The 19,284-nt window shown below is 54.7% G+C and carries 20 protein-coding genes; 8 read left to right on the forward strand and 12 right to left on the reverse strand.

The genetic code is table 11. The annotated features are described in order from the left end of the window. Positions 1 to 43 precede the first annotated feature (43 nt). The 3 genes from mdoG (at position 44) to ACOTXC_RS10230 (ending at position 4,430) form a co-directional block, all read left to right on the forward strand. Positions 44 to 1,597, forward strand: a complete 1,554-nt coding sequence (gene mdoG, locus ACOTXC_RS10220) for a glucans biosynthesis protein MdoG (protein ID WP_032622136.1) — start codon at positions 44 to 46, stop codon at positions 1,595 to 1,597. Next, a complete protein-coding gene (gene mdoH, locus ACOTXC_RS10225; RefSeq protein WP_023299777.1) occupies positions 1,590 to 4,118 on the forward strand; it encodes a glucans biosynthesis glucosyltransferase MdoH in 2,529 nt (842 codons plus the stop codon). Before mdoG ends, mdoH begins: the two co-directional genes overlap by 8 nt. Positions 4,119 to 4,202: 84 nt before the next feature. Beyond that, a complete protein-coding gene (locus tag ACOTXC_RS10230; RefSeq protein ID WP_003858030.1) occupies positions 4,203 to 4,430 on the forward strand; it encodes a YceK/YidQ family lipoprotein in 228 nt (75 codons plus the stop codon). A 7-nt stretch (positions 4,431 to 4,437) separates the two neighbouring features. Here ACOTXC_RS10230 and ACOTXC_RS10235 read toward each other — a convergent pair whose 3' ends face one another. The 3 genes from ACOTXC_RS10235 to ACOTXC_RS10245 all read right to left on the reverse strand — a co-directional run bounded on the left by ACOTXC_RS10235 (position 4,438) and on the right by ACOTXC_RS10245 (position 7,195). Further along, on the reverse strand, positions 4,438 to 4,812 hold the full coding sequence (locus ACOTXC_RS10235) for a MysB family protein (RefSeq protein ID WP_003858026.1): 375 nt from the start codon (positions 4,810 to 4,812) through the stop codon (positions 4,438 to 4,440). 79 nt (positions 4,813 to 4,891) lie between these two features. Then, entirely contained in the window at positions 4,892 to 6,127 is a 1,236-nt protein-coding gene (gene mdtG / locus ACOTXC_RS10240) for a multidrug efflux MFS transporter MdtG (protein WP_022647708.1), read from the reverse strand. A 141-nt stretch (positions 6,128 to 6,268) separates the two neighbouring features. Continuing rightward, a complete protein-coding gene (locus ACOTXC_RS10245; protein ID WP_022647709.1) occupies positions 6,269 to 7,195 on the reverse strand; it encodes a Kdo(2)-lipid IV(A) acyltransferase in 927 nt (308 codons plus the stop codon). 218 nt (positions 7,196 to 7,413) lie between these two features. On the opposite strand from ACOTXC_RS10245, the gene ACOTXC_RS10250 reads away from it, so the two are divergent. Then, complete coding sequence (locus tag ACOTXC_RS10250) at positions 7,414 to 8,463, forward strand: rhodanese-related sulfurtransferase (RefSeq protein ID WP_023299780.1); 1,050 nt, start codon at positions 7,414 to 7,416, stop codon at positions 8,461 to 8,463. A 38-nt stretch (positions 8,464 to 8,501) separates the two neighbouring features. On the opposite strand, the gene ACOTXC_RS10255 is transcribed toward ACOTXC_RS10250, so the two are convergent. From ACOTXC_RS10255 to mdtH, 9 genes are all read right to left on the reverse strand, one after another. Continuing rightward, positions 8,502 to 9,080, reverse strand: a complete 579-nt coding sequence (locus tag ACOTXC_RS10255) for a YceI family protein (protein ID WP_022647711.1) — start codon at positions 9,078 to 9,080, stop codon at positions 8,502 to 8,504. Between the two features lies 1 nt (position 9,081). Further along, positions 9,082 to 9,648, reverse strand: coding sequence for a cytochrome b (locus tag ACOTXC_RS10260; protein ID WP_421767618.1), 567 nt, complete (start codon positions 9,646 to 9,648; stop codon positions 9,082 to 9,084). Between the two features lie 226 nt (positions 9,649 to 9,874). After that, entirely contained in the window at positions 9,875 to 9,988 is a 114-nt protein-coding gene (locus ACOTXC_RS10265) for a YceO family protein (protein WP_022647713.1), read from the reverse strand. A 50-nt stretch (positions 9,989 to 10,038) separates the two neighbouring features. Beyond that, complete coding sequence (solA, locus tag ACOTXC_RS10270) at positions 10,039 to 11,157, reverse strand: N-methyl-L-tryptophan oxidase (RefSeq protein WP_048966095.1); 1,119 nt, start codon at positions 11,155 to 11,157, stop codon at positions 10,039 to 10,041. 114 nt (positions 11,158 to 11,271) lie between these two features. Continuing rightward, positions 11,272 to 11,526 carry a biofilm formation regulator BssS gene (gene bssS / locus ACOTXC_RS10275; protein WP_023299782.1) on the reverse strand — a complete coding sequence of 85 codons (255 nt, stop codon included), beginning with the start codon at positions 11,524 to 11,526 and terminating at the stop codon, positions 11,272 to 11,274. A gap of 274 nt (positions 11,527 to 11,800) precedes the next feature. Beyond that, positions 11,801 to 12,046, reverse strand: coding sequence for a DNA damage-inducible protein I (gene dinI, locus ACOTXC_RS10280; RefSeq protein WP_022647715.1), 246 nt, complete (start codon positions 12,044 to 12,046; stop codon positions 11,801 to 11,803). A gap of 75 nt (positions 12,047 to 12,121) precedes the next feature. Further along, complete coding sequence (gene pyrC, locus ACOTXC_RS10285) at positions 12,122 to 13,168, reverse strand: dihydroorotase (protein WP_063853809.1); 1,047 nt, start codon at positions 13,166 to 13,168, stop codon at positions 12,122 to 12,124. 128 nt (positions 13,169 to 13,296) lie between these two features. After that, on the reverse strand, positions 13,297 to 13,857 hold the full coding sequence (locus ACOTXC_RS10290; RefSeq protein WP_023305855.1) for a lipoprotein: 561 nt from the start codon (positions 13,855 to 13,857) through the stop codon (positions 13,297 to 13,299). A 120-nt stretch (positions 13,858 to 13,977) separates the two neighbouring features. Continuing rightward, entirely contained in the window at positions 13,978 to 15,186 is a 1,209-nt protein-coding gene (gene mdtH / locus ACOTXC_RS10295) for a multidrug efflux MFS transporter MdtH (protein ID WP_022647718.1), read from the reverse strand. Between the two features lie 236 nt (positions 15,187 to 15,422). On the opposite strand from mdtH, the gene rimJ reads away from it, so the two are divergent. The 4 genes from rimJ (at position 15,423) to murJ (ending at position 19,258) form a co-directional block, all read left to right on the forward strand. Beyond that, positions 15,423 to 16,007, forward strand: coding sequence for a ribosomal protein S5-alanine N-acetyltransferase (rimJ, locus tag ACOTXC_RS10300; RefSeq protein WP_003858007.1), 585 nt, complete (start codon positions 15,423 to 15,425; stop codon positions 16,005 to 16,007). 9 nt (positions 16,008 to 16,016) lie between these two features. After that, a complete protein-coding gene (locus ACOTXC_RS10305) occupies positions 16,017 to 16,667 on the forward strand; it encodes a YceH family protein (protein WP_045307934.1) in 651 nt (216 codons plus the stop codon). 2 nt (positions 16,668 to 16,669) lie between these two features. Then, positions 16,670 to 17,593, forward strand: coding sequence for a Gfo/Idh/MocA family protein (locus tag ACOTXC_RS10310; RefSeq protein WP_058647113.1), 924 nt, complete (start codon positions 16,670 to 16,672; stop codon positions 17,591 to 17,593). A 129-nt stretch (positions 17,594 to 17,722) separates the two neighbouring features. Further along, complete coding sequence (murJ, locus tag ACOTXC_RS10315) at positions 17,723 to 19,258, forward strand: murein biosynthesis integral membrane protein MurJ (protein WP_017384735.1); 1,536 nt, start codon at positions 17,723 to 17,725, stop codon at positions 19,256 to 19,258. Positions 19,259 to 19,284: the final 26 nt, after the last annotated feature.

The raw sequence follows: 19,284 nt of genomic DNA on the forward strand, positions 1-19,284 counted from the left end.
TCGGATCGATATAAGCACACAAAGGGGGAAGTGCTTACTTATTATGAAACATAAACCACAAATGATGAAAATGCGTTGGTTGGGTGTAGCAGTGCTGTTGTCACTGTATACCTCATCTGCACTGGCCTTTAACATCGATGATGTCGCAAAACAGGCTAAATCGATGGCGGGCAAGAGCTACGAAGCGCCAAAAAGTAACCTGCCCTCCGTTTTCCGCGACATGAAATACGCGGACTATCAGCAGATCCAGTTCAATCACGATAAAGCGTACTGGAACAATATTAAAACCCCGTTCAAGCTTGAATTTTACCACCAGGGTATGTACTTCGACACGCCGGTTGCCATCAATGAAGTGACGGCGACCGCGGTACGTAAAATCAAGTACAGCCCGGATTATTTCAATTTTGGCGATGTGCAACACGATAAAGACACGGTGAAAGACCTCGGCTTCGCAGGCTTCAAGGTGCTTTACCCGATTAACAGCAAAGATAAAAACGACGAAATCGTCAGCATGCTTGGCGCCAGCTACTTCCGCGTGATTGGCGCGGGGCAGGTGTACGGGCTTTCTGCGCGCGGTCTGGCAATTGATACCGCGCTGCCATCAGGTGAAGAATTTCCACGTTTTCGCGAGTTCTGGATCGAACGTCCAAAACCAACCGACAAACGTCTGACAATTTATGCGCTGCTGGACTCCCCTCGTGCGACAGGCGCTTATCGCTTCGTGATCATGCCAGGGCGTGACACGGTGGTTGACGTGCAGTCTAAAGTTTACCTGCGCGATAAAGTGGGCAAACTGGGCGTCGCGCCGCTGACCAGCATGTTCCTGTTCGGGCCGAATCAGCCGTCTCCGGCGACTAACTTCCGCCCTCAACTGCATGATTCTAATGGCCTTTCCATACATGCTGGTAACGGCGAGTGGATCTGGCGTCCGCTGAACAACCCGAAACACCTCGCCGTCAGCAGCTTTGCGATGGAAAACCCGCAGGGCTTTGGTCTGCTGCAACGTGGCCGTCAGTTCTCCCGCTTTGAAGATCTGGACGACCGCTACGATCTGCGCCCAAGCGCCTGGGTTACACCGAAAGGCGACTGGGGTAAAGGCAAGGTTGAGCTGGTTGAAATTCCAACCAATGATGAAACCAACGATAACATCGTGGCGTACTGGACACCGGATCAGCTGCCTGAAGCCGGTAAAGAGATGAACTTCAAGTATGCGATCACCTTCAGCCGTGACGAAGACAAACTGCACGCACCGGATAACGCGTATGTGATGCAGACGCGTCGTTCTACGGGGGACGTGAAGCAGTCCAACCTGATTCGTCAGCCGGATGGCACGCTGGCATTTATCGTGGACTTCACCGGGCAGGATATGAAAAAACTGGCGCCGGATACTGCCGTGACGGCACAGGCCAGCATTGGCGATAACGGTGAAATCGTTGAGAACGCCGTGCGTTACAATCCGGTCACCAAAGGGTGGCGTTTGACCCTGCGCGTGAAGGTGAAAGATCCGAAACAGACCACTGAAATGCGCGCCGCGCTGGTCAGTAACGATAAGCCGCTGAGTGAAACCTGGAGCTATCAGCTACCTGCCAATGAATAATACATCTGAATATATTGATGCCATGCCGCTAACGGACATTGAAAAAGCGGCACTCCCTGCGAGCGACATCCGCGCGGTTCACACCGCGCTGGATGGTGAACATCGTCACTTTTCCCGTGATGATGATACGCCGCTGGGGTCAGTGAAGGCACGTCTGGAGCAGGCATGGCCAGACTCGCTGGCAGAAGGGCAGTTAATCAAGGATGACGAAGGGCGTGACCAGCTACAGGCGATGCCGAAGGCCACGCGTTCCTCTATGTTCCCCGATCCGTGGCGCACCAACCCGGTGGGTCGCTTCTGGGATCGCCTGCGTGGGCGTGACGTGACGCCGCGCTATCTGTCACGTCTGACCAAAGAACAACAGGCGTCCGAGCAGAAATGGCGTACCGTGGGAACGATTCGTCGTTACATTCTGCTGCTGCTGACGCTGGCACAGACGGTTGTCGCCACCTGGTACATGAAAACTATTCTGCCGTACCAGGGCTGGGCATTGATTAACCCTGCTGACATGATTGGCCAGGATATCTGGGTCTCCTTCATGCAGCTGCTGCCGTATATTTTACAGAGCGGCATCCTTCTGCTGTTTGCCGTGCTGTTCTGTTGGGTCTCCGCCGGGTTCTGGACGGCGCTGATGGGCTTCCTGCAACTGCTGATGGGGCGTGACAAATACAGCATTTCCGCGTCGACGGTCGGGGATGAACCCCTCAATCCTGAGCACCGTACCGCGCTGATCATGCCTATCTGTAACGAAGATGTTGACCGCGTATTCGCCGGGCTGCGTGCCACCTGGGAGTCCGTAAAGGCGACCGGTAACGCGGCGCATTTCGACGTCTACATCCTGAGCGACAGCTACAACCCGGATATCTGCGTGGCAGAGCAAAAAGCCTGGATGGAGCTGATTGCTGAAGTGCAGGGCGAAGGGCAGATCTTCTACCGTCGTCGTCGTCGTCGTGTTAAGCGTAAGAGCGGGAACATCGATGACTTCTGTCGTCGCTGGGGTAACCAGTACAGCTACATGGTGGTACTGGATGCGGACTCCGTGATGAGCGGCGACTGCCTGAGCGGGCTGGTCCGTCTGATGGAAGCCAATCCGAACGCGGGTATTATTCAGTCCTCGCCAAAAGCGTCCGGTATGGACACGCTATATGCGCGCTGCCAGCAGTTTGCGACCCGCGTCTACGGGCCGCTGTTTACTGCCGGTCTGCACTTCTGGCAGCTGGGTGAATCTCACTACTGGGGCCACAACGCTATTATCCGCGTGAAGCCATTCATCGAGCACTGCGCCCTGGCGCCGCTGCCGGGTGAAGGATCGTTTGCCGGGTCCATTCTGTCGCATGACTTTGTGGAAGCCGCGCTGATGCGTCGCGCAGGGTGGGGCGTCTGGATTGCCTACGATCTGCCGGGCTCGTATGAAGAGCTGCCGCCGAACCTGCTGGATGAGCTCAAGCGTGACCGCCGCTGGTGTCACGGTAACCTGATGAACTTCCGCCTGTTCCTGGTGAAGGGGATGCACCCTGTTCACCGTGCGGTGTTCCTGACGGGCGTCATGTCCTATCTGTCTGCGCCGCTGTGGTTTATGTTCCTGGCACTCTCGACCGCGTTGCAGGTTGTGCATGCCCTGACGGAGCCGCAGTACTTCCTGCAACCGCGCCAGCTGTTCCCGGTGTGGCCGCAGTGGCGTCCGGAGCTGGCGATTGCGCTGTTCGCGTCGACCATGGTGCTGCTGTTCCTGCCTAAGCTGCTCAGTATCATTCTGATCTGGTGTAAAGGTTCGAAGGAGTACGGTGGTTTCTGCCGCGTAACCCTTTCACTGCTGCTGGAAGTGCTGTTCTCGGTCCTGCTGGCACCGGTGCGTATGCTGTTCCACACGGTATTCGTGGTGAGCGCGTTCCTGGGATGGGAAGTGGTGTGGAATTCACCGCAGCGTGACGATGACTCTACGCCATGGAGTGAAGCCTTTATGCGCCACGGCTCTCAGCTGCTGCTGGGCCTGGTGTGGGCCGTTGGTATGGCCTGGCTGGATCTGCGTTTCCTGTTCTGGCTGGCGCCAATCGTCTTCTCGCTGATCCTGTCGCCATTTGTGTCGGTGATCTCCAGCCGTTCTACGGTGGGCCTGCGTACCAAACGCTGGAAGCTGTTCCTGATCCCGGAAGAGTATTCTCCGCCGCAGGTGCTGGTGGATACCGATACCTATCTGGAGCAGAACCGCAAACGCACGCTGGATGATGGCTTTATGCACGCCGTGTTTAACCCGTCATTCAACGCGCTGGCAACCGCGATGGCGACTGCGCGTCACCGTGCCAGCCAGGTGCTGGAGATCGCCCGCGATCGCCACGTTGAGCAGGCGCTGAATGAGACGCCAGAAAAGCTTAACCGCGACCGTCGTCTGGTGCTGTTGAGCGATCCGGTGACGATGGCACGGCTTCACTACCGCGTGTGGACTTCTCCGGAGAGATACTCTTCGTGGGTGAACTACTACAAGGACGTGAAGCTGAATCCGCTGGCCCTGAAGGCGAAGTAAGTTGTTAAGTAGGGCGGGTAAGCGAAGCGCCACCCGCCAAATAAAATACCGGCTGTGAGGCCGGTATTTTTTTAGAGGTCAGAAATGAAAGTAATCATCGTCGTCATGATGGCATGCCTGCTCAGCGGCTGCGGCAGCATCATCAGCCGCACCATTCCCGGACAGGGCCACGGGAATCAGTACTACCCCGGCGTACAGTGGGATGTCCGCGATTCCGCATGGCGCTATCTCACCGTGCTCGATCTGCCGTTTTCGCTGATTTTTGACACGCTACTGCTGCCCATCGATGCCAGCCACGGCCCTTACGAGTAACGAGAGCTTATCGCTCGTCCCATTCGTCCGCTGCGGCCTGACCTTCTTCGGTATCCAGCGGCGGTTCGAGCTGAAACTCACCTTCATCCCATTCATGCAGCGTATTTTCTTCCAGCCACTCCTGACGTAACTCAATTTCGTCATAGTCGCCGTCGAATACCGCCTGCGCACCTTCACCACTCAATATCGGCAGACATTCTCCGTCTTCACCTTCATCAGCAAAGAATTCGGCCTGCCACATAATATCGCCGTCCTGAAGGACGTATTTTTGGATATTGAGTTGTTGCACGTCAGCATCTTCTTCCTCAATGCCGGGATTATCGGCGAGGAATTCTTCGCGAGCGGCATCGATAGCTTCTTCCAGCGTGGCGTACATTGTCATTGGTGTCTCCCTGTTTTTCGTGAAGGTATTCAGGGAAAGAATAGCTGATTATATGATTGTGCAAGTATGAATGCGTAAATTAGCCGTCACGATGTTGTGTTATGCGCGCCGGGCGTAGCGCCCGGGATAAGCTGAGCCAGGAATAAACAGCGTTGAACAGCACGACGCCTGCCGTCACGATAAAGACCGCCCGGAAACCGAAACTGGCCGAAACCCCCGCGCCGACCAGCGGCCCGGTGACGTTACCCAGATCGCGAAACGACTGGTTGTAGCTGAAAATACGCCCGGCAATCTGGTTGGTGGAGTTATAAACCAGCAGCGTCTGCACCGCCGGAAGCAACGCGCCGTCCGCTGCGCCCAGCAGAAAGCGCAACACGCCGAGCTGCCAGGGAGACTGCACCATCGACATGGGGATCAGCAGCAGGACGGAGAGGATCAGGGCGCAGATCAGAATTTTCTCCGGGCCGATGCGATCGCCCAGCTTGCCGAGTCGCGGCGCGCTCAGCAACGCGGCCACGCCGGGAACAGAGGCGATCAGGCCGCTAATAAAAGCAATGTTGCTGACGTTTCCCGCCAGATCGCGGACATAGAGCGTCAGAATAGGCGCGATTGAACCGGTGGCCACCTGAATAATCATGGTGGTCACAAACAGGCTCAGCACCAGCTTTGGGTTTTTCAGCGAGGCCAGCACATCCCGGGCGTGCAGCATCTCTTTTTTGGCTACCGGCGTGAAATTCTCACGGATGCAGATAAGCGTCACGAGGAAGCAGAGGAACAGCACGCTGGCGGTAATGAAGAATACCGGCCGCAGTCCGTAGTGGTCGGCCAGCAGCCCGCCCGCCAGCGGACCCAGCAGTGCGCCGCTTACGCCGCCAGTGGAGAGCGTACCCAATGCCCAGCCGCTTTTATGGCGTGGGATTTGGGTTGCGATCAGGGCGTTGGCATTGGGGATAAATCCCCCGAGCAGACCCAGGAGCGCGCGTAATATTAGGAACTGCCAGACATTTTGCGCCACCCCCATCAACAGCATTATGATCGCCATGCCGAGCGCGGAGCGCAGCAGCATAATTTTGCGGCCTTTGCGATCCGCAAGCCCACCCCAGAAAGGCGACGCAATGGCGGAGAACAGGAACGTAATGCTGAACACCAGGCCGGACCACATATTCAGTGCGCTATGGCCGGTGACGCCGAGCTGTTCAACGTAGAGGGGCAGGAAGGGCATTACCAGGCTAAAGGCGGCGCCAGTAAGAAAACAGCCCAGCCATGCAACCGTCAGGTTGCGTTTCCAGTTTATGGGAGCATCTGTGGAGGACATAACTATCCGCATAATGAGGTGCAGGGCACCGTGGCCAGTGAGGTAATAAGCCTGCTAATTATGCGCCTGGGGTATGATTGCCGCAATGACGGGGAGCTTTTAAAGCTAAAACTGCTTGCGGCCCGGAAGACCGCATGCAGATTAATAACGAGAAGGGACGCCCTGAGGCCGGGTTTTGAAGCGGCGATGCAGCCACATGTACTGCTCGGGAGCGAGCATAATGCATTTCTCCACAATGCCGTTCATCCAGCGCGCGGTAGTTTCCGCGTCGTCGAGCGGCGGAGCGAGTTCCGGCTCCAGCATGATGAGCTGATAGCCTGAACCGTCCGGCTTACGGCGCGGTACAAACGGCACGATAGCCGCTTTGGACATCCGCGCCAGCATCCAGGTCCCGGTGGTCGTCGCGGCCTCTTCCACCGCAAAGAACGGGACAAACACGCTGGATTGCGGGCCATAGTCATGATCCGGGGCATACCAGACCACTTCACCTGATTTGAGGGCGCGGATCATCCCTTTAAGGTCTTTGCGGTCGATCATGCTTTTATTCGAGCGCATGCGTCCGTTGGTCTGTATCAAATCGATCACCGGATTATCGTTGGGACGATAAACGCCAATACCCGGCGCCTGCATGCCGAACATGCGCGCGCCAATTTCGAGCGTCAGGAAATGAACGCCAATCAGCAGGACGCCAGTCTGGTTGGCCTGGAGATTATGCACCGGATCCATGCCGGTTCCGGCCACTTCCGTCCAGCGCGCCATGCGCTTATCCGACCAGAACCAGGCCATACCGGTCTCCATCAGTCCCATGCCGACAGATTCGAAGTTTTTAACCACCATGTCGTGACGCTCAGATTCGCTCATCTGAGGAAAGCAAAGCTCAAGATTTCGATACGCGATCCTGGCGCGACGCTTCATAAATTGTTGAGCAATGCGGCCCAGTCCTTTACCCATGCGGAAAATTACGGGATAAGGCAGCTGTACAATTAGCCACAACAAGCCAATGCCTGACCATGTTAACCAATAGCGTGGGTGTAAAAGCGCGGCAGTAAATTTCGGTAACTGGGTCATGTCTGTCCTGTGTTCTAACGTCCTGAAGGGCTATTGTCTCATTTTTTGAGGCATAGCCAAAATGTCTGTCATCGAAACATGAAAGAATATGCAAGTGTTAAGTCTGATTAATCAGGTTGACTGAAATGTAGCGTAAATTGTGTGGATGTAAATTGTCTTTGTTTGCTATATCATGCCGACCGATTTTTATTTCTCAACGATTGCAGGACTTGTACACCATGCCAGTGTTACACAACCGCGTTTCGAATGAGATGTTGAAAGCGCGTATGTTGGCCGAAACCGAACCGCGCACAACGATCTCTTTCTATAAATATTTTACCATCAACGATCCACAGGCGACCCGCGATGCGCTTTACCAGGCTTTCACCGCCCTGAACGTGTTTGGTCGCGTCTATCTGGCGCGTGAGGGTATTAACGCGCAGATCAGCGTGCCGGAAAGCAAAGTCAGCGCCTTCCGCGATCTCCTTTATGGTTTTGATCCGGCGCTTAACGGCTTACGCCTGAACATTGCGCTGGATGATGACGGCAAATCGTTCTGGGTGCTGCGCATGAAGGTGCGTGAGCGTATTGTGGCGGATGGCATCGACGATCCGAACTTCAATGCCGCTAATGTGGGGGAGTACCTCAAGGCCGCTGAAGTGAACGCGATGCTCGACGATCCGGATGCAGTGTTCATCGATATGCGTAACCACTACGAATATGAAGTGGGCCACTTCGAGAATGCGATGGAAATTCCTGCCGACACTTTCCGCGAACAGCTGCCGAAAGCGGTTGAGATGATGCAGGAGCATAAAGACAAAAAGATCGTTATGTATTGCACCGGGGGGATCCGCTGCGAAAAAGCCAGTGCCTGGATGAAACACAACGGTTTTAATAAAGTCTGGCATATTGAGGGTGGGATCATTGAATATGCCCGCCGCGCCCGCGAACAGGGGTTACCGGTGCGTTTTATCGGTAAAAACTTTGTGTTTGATGAGCGTATGGGCGAGCGAATTTCAGAGGACGTAATCGCTCACTGCCACCAGTGCGGTACGCCGTGCGACACGCATACCAACTGCAAAAACGACGGTTGTCATCTTCTGTTTATTCAGTGTCCTGCATGTGCCGAGAAGTTTAATGGCTGCTGTAGCGAGCTGTGCAGTGAAGAGAGTATCCTGCCTGAAGAAGAGCAACGTCGTCGCCGTGCCGGGCGCGAGAACGGGAATAAGATCTTTAATAAATCCCGGGGCCGACTGAATACCAAACTGGGTATTCCGGACCCGGAGTAAAACATTGCCCGGCGGCGTAAAAGCCTGCCGGGCCTGTTTTATGACTTCTGCTGAACGCCTTCCACCGAAATAATCAGCTCTACATCCTGCGATGCCGGTCCTAAATCTGTGGTGATATTAAAATCTTTCAGATGAATTTTGCCGGCGGCTTCAAAGCCAGCACGTTTTCCGCCCCACGGATCGTCGCCCTGGCCGATTAATTTCGCATCCAGTGTTACCGGTTTTGTTACGCCGTTCAGCGTAAGATTACCGGTAATAGCGAGCTTATCACCGTCTTTCTTCACTTCTGTCGACGCGAAAGTAGCTTGCGGGAATTTGCCTACGTTCAGGAATTCAGCGCTGCGCAGATGTTTATCACGCTCGGCGTGATTAGTGTCGACGCTGTTAGTATTAATGGTGACGTTTACTTTATCGGCAGCAGGGTTTTTCTCGTCGAAACTAAATGTGCCATCGAAATCATTGAACGTACCATATAACCAGCTGTAACCCAGATGCTGAATACGGAAATTGACGAAGGCATGCTGGCCTTCTTTATCAATTTTATAGTCGGCGGCAATGGCCGAACCGGTGGTAAATAACAGCGAACCTAATGCGATACCCAACAGGCGTTTTTTCATTTTATGCTCCAGAGTCAACTGACGAACGGCCAAGCATGCGCTTCAGCGTATCGTCTTTATCGATAAAGTGGTGTTTCAGGGCCGCAAGGCCATGCAGAACAGACAGGATCACCACGCTCCATGCCAGCCACAGATGAACCACACCTGCGGTGTCAGCCTGTGAACCGGCGTCAGCCAGCGTGGCAGGGACGTCAAAGAGCCCAAACACGCTGATCGGTTTGCCGTCTGCGGTCGAAATGAGATAACCGCTGATCAGAATGGCGAACAGCAGGGCATAGAGTGCGATATGTGCGCCAACAGCGCTTATGCGGGTAAGACGGCCATGGATTTTGGGGGCTGGAGGGGGCGGAGAGAGATGTCGCCAGATCACGCGAAAAACCAGACCCATCATCAGCAGAACCCCAATGCTTTTGTGCAATTCGGGGGCCTGATGATACCAACCGTCATAATAGCTTAATGTCACCATCCAGAGGCCGAGACCAAACATGGCATAGACAGCAAGTGCAAATAGCCAGTGTAAACACATGGATATTATTCCGTAGCGGCTGGAGGAGTTACGCCATTGCATATGAATTTCCGTTCTCAAATGACTGAGCAATAAAAATGGCCGGATTAATTAAATAATGCAACTGAAAAAAAGGAATAATGTTATTTAGTTATTTTATTTCAGCGAATTTGAATATGTTTCCGCAATGTATTTCAATCGCTTCGTTCAATAAATTTGAGATGACTTTTTATAAAAACTATAAGTTAAATAAGTTTAAAGGAGTGTCAATAAACGTCAGTGATGGTTTTCAGAAGAATACAATAAAGATGACGTCAACAATCGCCAGCAGCGACCAAAGGACAATGTAGAGCATGAAATGCTCGCGGATGTTATTGATAAGGTAATTCACCAGTCTGCGCATCATGATCCTCTCGCAAATCAGGCTCCGGTTATTCGGAGCCTGTAGCGGTATTATCGGCTAAAGCGCGAGAGCGCGAAGGGTTTGAGATCAAACGAAGGCGCAATCCCCTGAGCAAACTGGGCGGCGATTTCACCTAACACAGAGGCAAATTTAAACCCGTGACCGCTGAGCCCGGTTACGATCAGGGTGTTGTCGTGCCCAGGCAGGGTGTCGATGATGAAGTCTTCATCTGGCGTATTGTCATAGGTGCACGCTGCGCCATAAAGCAACCCGCCTACGCCCGGCAGAATATTACGCAGGAACGTGAAGGCTTCGGAACCATCCTGCGGATAGGCTCCGTACGGCTTGCGTTCTTCCGCAGAGGAAATTACCTGTCCGCCGTTATGTTTGCCAATCTTGAGCGCGTCTTTTTCCGAGGGGAAACCGTAGTACTGGTCGCCATTAGGTAACTCGCCCGTGAACGCCGGGAATTTGTTCTGGCTGCTGTAACGCCCGTCAGACTGGAACCAGGAGAAGACTTTGCGTACCGGCTGGATGGGCAGATCCGGCAGCAGTTTCGTCACCCACGTTCCCGCACTCACCAGCAGGCGCGTGGCGGTATATTCACCTTCAGACGTGGTGACGGTTGAACCCCCGGCATGGTGGGTGATACCCGTGACCGGACAGTTAAACAACTGTGCGCAGCCCGCTTTGGCGGCGAGATCAATCCAGGTCTTAATGGCCGTTTCGCTGTGCAGTACCCCGGAATTGGCTTCAAACAATCCAATGTAGTCTTCAGGGACAGAAATTTCCGGCCAGCGCGCCATTATGTCGTTCGCATCCAGACGCTCAACGTCCAGACGGTAGGCTTTCGCGCTCTCCTCGACATTCGCCAGAAACGTGGAGTTGGCGGGCCCCAGGTTAATGACCCCGGTGCGCTCAAAAATGCGTTCTTCGGTGAGTGCGGCCAGCTCATCCCACAGCGTCTGAGCCCGAAGCACCAGCGGTACATAGCGCTCACCTTCGCCGTAAGCGTGACGGATAAGACGGGTATCGCCGTGATGGCTTCCTTCAGAATGAGGGGGTAGGTGGGCGTCAATCATCAGCACATTCAGACCCGCCTGCGTGGCGTAATAACCGGCTGCAGATCCAACGGAGCCGCTTCCGATAATGATCAAATCGTATTTCATAGGCTTCTCTTTACTAACGCTTTGTTAGCAGAGTAATTAACTATGTGGGCTTATACAAGAGCGAAATAAATAAGGCACCGCGAGGGTGCCTGTTGAGTGAAAAGGGGCATAAGGTCAATGCCGTTTATACTCATTTTCCTGGTAGTCGCCAGATTCTATTTTTGCGATGCCTGCTTCCAAAATAGAAATAAACTGACGGGCGACGTCTGTTGTAAGCCACAGCGTCTGTCCAACTTCCGCTTCGTCACGGTTTAGCTGATTCGGGGTCTGGTAGTGCAAACGCAGCATCAGCGCATCGTAGCTGTCTACGGTGCTGATATCCCAGCCAACGAGTGGATGGGTCTGGATGACTTCATTATTCTTTTCCATTATAACCCCCTTAATGCGTGTTAGAAGACAACGACTTTGAGGTTCAATGCATGTTTTTCTGAAAGCTTTTTCAGTATATCAATTAATAAGGGTTCCGCAGGAAAAAATAAACGGGTAGCAACACATTTTTCTGCTTTTTAGGATTGTTCGAACAATAAAACGTCATCTTGTTCACGATTTTCTAAGAAGATACTGAAATATTTTGAACTTTCAGGAGACGAAACGAAAAAAAGCCGGGGCGACCCGGCAAAAAAACACAATGAGGGAGCAAATTTTAATCAGTGATAAACCAGTCGTCGGCGCTTTCCCATGTTTCCTGCAAAATTTCGCTGATGCGGTCTTTGTCTTCTTTCGCGCCGCCAATGACGGAAAGATGGTTTGCTGTCGCATAACGTACCGTTATGGCGCCATCGTTTTCAGGAAAAGTGCTGTTAATACGTCGGGATAGCTCACCCGCCAGAGCGTCGAGTGCGCCAGCAGGCAGGACGGTGGTTTTGGCAATGGTGACTTCAATACGCATAAATGCCCCCTGTGTAATATACTGTTTATTTATACAGTTATATTGGCGGTTTGACAACAGGGGGATGACAGTTTTTTAGCTTTTTACCGTCCAGCTTACGGTTTCACCGGCCAGGAAGGGGATCAGCGTATCGTCGGTGAGCTCAATCGACGCTTCAACCTGGCTTTCTTTGCGCTCCAGCTCAATGAACGTGTCATTAACCGGCAGACCGTAGAAACGCGGGCCGTTAAGGGAGCAGAAGGCTTCGAAATGGCCTAACGCATTCATCTCGTCAAAGACGGTTGCGTAACTTGCCAGGGCGGTCGGGGCGTTAAAGCAGCCTGCACAGCCGCAGCTCGCCTCTTTTCGGTGACGGGCATGCGGGGCGGAATCCGTGCCGAGGAACGCGCGCGGGAAGCCGCTGGCGACCAGCTCACGTAGCGCCTGCTGGTGGATATTGCGCTTGAGGATCGGCAGACAATACAGATGTGGACGAACGCCACCCACCAGCATGTGGTTACGGTTAAACATCAGGTGCTGCGGGGTGATGGTGGCGGCAATCAATTCGTTTCCATCCCGGACATACTCTGCGGCATCTTTGGTCGTAATGTGTTCAAACACTACCTTCAGCCCAGGAAGACGCTGGCGCAGCGGCTCCATGACCGTTTCGATAAAACGCGCTTCGCGATCGAAAATATCAATGTCAGCGTGGGTCACTTCCCCGTGCACCAGCAGTGGCATTCCCAGTTTTTGCATACGCTCCAGAACGGGCATGATGGCGTCGATGCTCGTCACCCCATGGCTGGAGTTGGTGGTGGCGTTTGCCGGGTAGAGCTTCGCGGCGGTGAATACACCTTCGTTAAATCCGCGCTCAACCTCATTGGGATCCAGCGAGTCCGTCAGGTAGCAGGTCATCAACGGAGTAAAATCGTGCCCGGCCGGAACGGCGTCAAGGATACGCTGGCGATAGGCGATCGCGGCCTCGACGGTGGTGACTGGCGGAACCAGGTTAGGCATAACAATCGCACGGCCATAAATTTCGCTGGTATACGGCACGACGGTTTTCAGCATGTCGCCATCACGAAGATGGATATGCCAGTCGTCTGGGCGGCGGATTTTGAGAACCTGGGATTGTACAGTCATGGAAGCTCCGGCTTGAAAGGGATCAGTCATAAGATGGCTGTTTTTGCCGGACACAAATCATAAGCGGAAACGTTTTCGTTTGCACACTATTCCGTTAAAAAAAACGGGCGCCTGAGCGCCCGGAGTATTTAGTCGGTGAAAGGAATGATGATTTCACCCGGTTTCACCTCTATCCCTTTGGCATATTTTTTCGCCAGAGATTCGCCCTTACTCTTGTCTTCGCTCAGAACGTAGGCGGGCTGCTGGTTGAAATAGTTCTGTAACGACTGGTTGAGATAAGGCATCAGCGTTTGCAGCACCGGTTTCATTTTATCCGGCGTGACGACCGCATCGACGATTTCCATCTCTTGCAGGAAAATTGCCCCTTTCTCTTTATTGAAGACCGGCAGCGCCTTGAGCTTCAGCTTGATATCCGCTTTCTGATTGCCGAAGAGCGAGGTCATGTCGAGGCTGGCATCGCCGGACAGGGTGACTTTGTTAGGCTCCTCGCGCCCAATCTGGCTGGCGAGATTCGTCAGGACGATATGTGCATCCGCAAGGCCGGGCACGCCGATATCTTTTGAAAAGTTATTATGTTTTTCCAGCGCCTGATTAATTTCCTGCTCACTGACGGTGTACTGCGTAAGCTGGTTACATCCCACCAGCAGCCCACTGACAATTAACGCAGCGGCAATAACGATCTTTTTCATGGTGTTCCTCAACATAAAATCGGCGCATCTGTCCTGATACGCCAGTATGTCAGGGTGATCCTGGAGAAACCAGCAGAAAAAACTGATAGTGAAGGGAGGTAAATATCCTCCCCCAGAAGGTCAGGCGCCAGGCTCCAGCATCCCGCGGGTGCTGCGTTTATCACTGAACTGCCACCAGAGGGCAATCAGCGTCATAAAGCCGACCATACCGAGCATGACCCACGGCAGCTCCGGCTGATGGAGCGCTTTTCCGGCATCAAACAGCCAGCCGCCACCGGTGTAACCCAGCGCGCCGCCAAGCGCCAGTCCGAGACGGCTGAAGCCCATGTAGCTGCCACGGGCCCGGGCGTCGGCAAGTGACGCGCTCAGGGTTTCACGGGCCGGCTCGGCAATGATTGAGCCAATATAGAAGGTGCAAATCAGCATAAACAGCTGCTGGAGTGAACTCACCAGGCCGATGGGCATCATGCTCAGCGTCATCAGCAACAGCCCGGCCATCAGACGGTGCTCAAGCCGGAAACGGCGCTCGCTCCACCGGGCAATCGGATAGAGCAGAGTCAGAGAAAGGCAGGCCTCAATGGCATACATCCATTTTACCGCCGCCGGCGTGCCGGCAATATCGTTAACCATAATCGGCAGCATCAGCATGACCTGCACGGCGAGCATGTAGTAGCCGGTCAACGTTAAAACATAGGTGACGAAGCGTTTATCGCTCAGCACGCGGTCAAGCCCTTCCCGCACCGGCGCTTTTACCGTCGACAGCTTCCATGCGGGCAGAAACAGACCGTTAAACAGCGCGCAGAGAATAAACAGCACCGCGCCGGTGGCGCAGACCAGGCGGAAATCGTATTGCAGCAGCCAGCTTCCCAGCAGGGCGCCCACCACCGCGCCAGCGCTGTCCTGCATCATCAAAATTGAGAAGAAACGACCCCGGTGTTGTGGGCGGATCAGCTTGACTACCAGCGCGGTACGCGGTGGGTCGAAAAGGGTGCCGCCAATCCCGGAAAGGAAACAGGAGAACCACAGCAGCCAGGGGTCATGAGCGATTGCCATCGTGGCGAATCCCGCCGCACGTAACAGCATGCCGGTGACGATCATCGGTTTCGCACCAAAGCGGTCGGCTATTGCCCCGCCAAACACGCCAAGACCCTGTTGTACAAACTGGCGTAAGCCCAGCGCGATCCCGACCATTAGCGCCGCCCAGCCCATTTGATCGACAAAACGAATCGATATAAGTGGAAAAACGACAAAAAAGCCGAGCACGACCAGCATGTTATCGACGAGCAGGAAATATTTACCCAGGCTCCTGGCCTGTGATACGCGGGACATTTTCCCTCCAGGGAAAATAAAAGGTGAGCACGCTAATATTCTGCGGTGTCGCCGCGCTTTTTCACATACCTGCTGGCGACAATATTTTTTTATCAAAAAGGTGCTTTGATAGAGAGTTCTCATCGAAAAATGTGAAAAGCGATAAAAATGGTATGTCACTGTTTTCACAGAAGGCACAGGCGCAGGTATAGTAAAGCTAACAGGCAGAGCAGAAGCGACGGGAAGGAGTGGTATCGATGTTTGGCTATCGCAGTAATGTGCCAAAAGTGCGTCTGACGACGGACAGGCTGGTCGTTCGTCTGGTGCATGAGCGTGATGCCTGGCGTCTGGCGGATTATTACGCCGAGAATCGCCAGTTTTTAAAACCCTGGGAACCCGTTCGGGACGAGAGCCATTGCTACCCCTCTGGCTGGCAGGCGCGCCTCAGTATGATTGCGGAATTTCACAAACAGGGAAGTGCGTTTTATTTCGCGCTTCTCGATCCGGAAGAGAAAGAGATCGTTGGCATTGCCAATTTTTCAAACGTAGTACGCGGGTCGTTTCACGCCTGCTATCTCGGGTATTCCATCGGCCAGAAATGGCAGGGGCAGGGGCTCATGTTTGAGGCGCTGACGGCGGCGATTCGCTACATGCAGCGCACGCAACATATCCATCGCATTATGGCGAACTACATGCCGCACAATAAGCGCAGCGGCGATCTGCTGGCCCGCCTGGGGTTTGAGAAAGAGGGCTATGCCAAAGATTATCTGCTGATTGACGGCGAGTGGCGGGACCATGTCCTCACCGCGCTCACCACGCAGGAGTGGACCGCGGGTCGTTAAGGAGAAAAGATGAAATATCAGTTAAATGGCGCCGAAGCGCGCGTGATTGGCTGTCTGCTGGAAAAGCAGGTTACGACGCCGGAACAGTATCCTCTTTCCGTGAATGCCGTCACGATGGCCTGCAACCAAAAGACGAACCGTGAGCCGGTGATGAACCTTGGCGAGTACGAGGTGCAGGATATCCTTGATGAGCTGGTGAAGCGCCACTACCTGCGCACCGTCAGCGGCTTCGGTAATCGCGTCACTAAATATGAACAGCGCTTTTGTAATTCCGAATTTGGCGATTTAAAACTCAGCGCCGCAGAAGTGGCGGTTATCACCACGCTGCTGCTGCGCGGGGCGCAGACGCCGGGTGAACTGCGCACACGCGCCTCCCGCATGCATGAGTTTCAGGATATGCAGGACGTTGAACAGACGCTGGAGGGATTAGCCTCACGCGAGGACGGTCCTTACGTGGTGCGTCTGGCCCGCGAACCGGGCAAGCGTGAAAGCCGCTACATGCACCTGTTTAGCGGCGACGTGGAGTCCTCTACGCTAGCCGTCGAATCCGACACGCCAGCATCAAACGACAGCCTGACCGCGCGCGTGGCAGCCCTGGAAGACGAGGTTGCCGGGCTGAAGCAGCGTCTGGATGCTTTACTCGCACACCTGGGAGATTAACCGTGACTACATTACGCATTGGAGTGGTGGGGCTGGGCGGGATTGCGCAAAAAGCCTGGCTGCCCGTTTTAGGCGCCGCGTCAGACTGGACGCTGCAAGGGGCGTGGTCGCCCACTCGCGAGAAAGCAGAGCGCATCTGCAAAACCTGGCGCATCCCTTATGCTGGCTCACTCCAGGATTTAGCCCGTGAATGTGATGCGGTATTTGTGCATACCTCAACCGCGACGCACTTCCAGGTGGTGAGCGAGTTGCTGAACGCAGGCGTTCACGTCTGCGTTGATAAGCCTCTGGCGGAAAATGTGCAGGATGCTGAACGACTGATTGAGCTGGCCGCGCGTAAAAAGCTGACGCTGATGGTCGGCTTCAACCGCCGTTTTGCGCCGCTCTATCAGAAGCTTAAAGCGCAGTCCGGCTCGTTTGCCTCTCTGCGTATGGATAAGCACCGTACCGACAGCGTGGGGCCGAACGATCTGCGGTTCACGCTGCTGGATGATTATCTCCACGTCGTGGATACGGCCCTTTGGCTGAGTAACGGAAAAGCCCAGCTGCAAAGCGGCACGCTGCTGACCAACGAGCAGGGTGAAATGGTTTACGCCGAACATCATTTTGCCGTTGAGCATTTACAGGTGACGACCAGCATGCATCGTCGGGCGGGCAGCCAGCGCGAGTCCGTGCAGGCCGTTACGGATGGCGCGCTGTATGACGTCACCGATATGCGTGAGTGGCGGGAAGAGAAGGGCAATGGCGTGCTCGCGTTACCCGTTCCCGGCTGGCAGAGCACCCTGGAGCAGCGTGGCTTTGTGGGCTGCGCGCGTCACTTCATTACCTGCGTGCAGAATCAGACGGTTCCTGAAACGTCCGGGGAGCAGGCCATTCTGGCGCAGCGCATCGTGGAACGACTCTGGCGCGAAGCCATGTCGGAATAACTCGCTGTAACATCTGCCGATAGTAATTCGTTGAAATCCGGTTAGACTAAGCGCCGCTTGTTGGCTTTGCCGGGTGGCGCTTTCGCTTATCCGTCCTGGAAATCCGTAGGGTTGTGGAACTTCACGTTAATGAACTTATTAAAATCGCTGGCGGCCGTCAGCTCGATGACCATGTTTTCCCGCGTGCTTGGCTTTGCTCGCGATGCCATTGTGGCAAGGGTTTTTGGCGCAGGGATGGCGACTGACGCCTTTTTCGTTGCGTTCAAGCTGCCGAACCTGCTGCGCCGTATTTTTGCCGAAGGGGCTTTCTCACAGGCATTTGTCCCGATCCTCGCGGAATATAAAAGCAAGCAGGGCGAAGATGCCACCCGCGTCTTTGTGGCGTACGTTTCCGGTTTACTGACGCTGGCGCTGGCGATCGTGACCGTACTGGGGATGCTGGCAGCGCCCTGGGTAATCATGGTAACGGCGCCGGGCTTTGCCGACACGGCGGATAAATTTGCCCTGACGACGCAACTGCTGCGGATAACCTTCCCCTATATTCTGCTGATTTCGCTGGCGTCGCTGGTGGGTGCCATCCTGAATACCTGGAACCGCTTCTCCGTGCCGGCCTTTGCCCCCACGTTCCTTAACGTCAGCATGATTGGCTTTGCGCTGTTCGCCGCGCCGCATTTTAACCCACCGGTGCTGGCGCTGGCCTGGGCCGTGACCGTCGGCGGGGTGTTACAGCTTGCTTACCAGCTCCCGCACCTGAAAAAGATCGGCATGCTGGTTCTGCCGCGCATTAATTTCAAAGATGCGGGCGCAATGCGCGTTATCAAACAGATGGGACCGGCAATACTCGGCGTGTCCGTCAGCCAGATCTCGCTCATCATCAATACCATCTTCGCCTCTTTCCTGGTGTCGGGCTCGGTGTCCTGGATGTACTACGCCGACCGGCTGATGGAGTTTCCATCCGGGGTGCTGGGCGTGGCGCTGGGGACTATTCTGCTGCCGTCGCTGTCGAAAAGTTTCGCCAGCGGCAACCACGATGAATACTGCCGCCTGATGGACTGGGGTCTGCGTCTCTGTTTTCTGCTGGCGCTGCCAAGCGCGGTGGCGCTGGGGATCCTGGCGAAACCGCTGACGGTGTCGTTGTTCCAGTATGGAAAATTCACCGCCTTTGATGCCGCCATGACCCAGCGTGCACTGGTAGCCTACTCAGTGGGGCTGATGGGGCTGATTGTCGTGAAGGTGCTTGCGCCCGGCTTCTATTCACGTCAGGACATCAAAACGCCGGTTAAGATTGCCATTGTGACGCTGATCATGACGCAGCTGATGAACCTGGCGTTTATTGGTCCGCTGAAACACGCGGGTCTGTCACTGTCGATTGGTCTGGCGGCCTGTCTCAACGCCGGGCTGCTGTACTGGCAGCTGCGTAAGCAGGATATCTTCACCCCGCAGCCGGGCTGGGCAAGCTTCTTGCTGCGTCTGGCGATCGCGGTAGTAGTGATGGCGGCCGCGCTGGTTGGAATGTTGTATGTCATGCCTGAGTGGGCGCAGGGCACCATGCCTTACCGCCTGATGCGTCTGATGGCCGTGGTGGTGGTCGGGGTGGTGGCGTACTTTGCCACGCTGGCGGTGCTTGGCTTCAAGGTAAAAGAGTTTACCCGCCGCACGGTATAAACGCCAAAAGGGGAGTCACCAGAAGG

Source organism: Enterobacter cloacae complex sp. IR5428 (assembly GCF_049238585.1).
GTDB classification, from domain to species: domain Bacteria; phylum Pseudomonadota; class Gammaproteobacteria; order Enterobacterales; family Enterobacteriaceae; genus Enterobacter; species Enterobacter intestinihominis.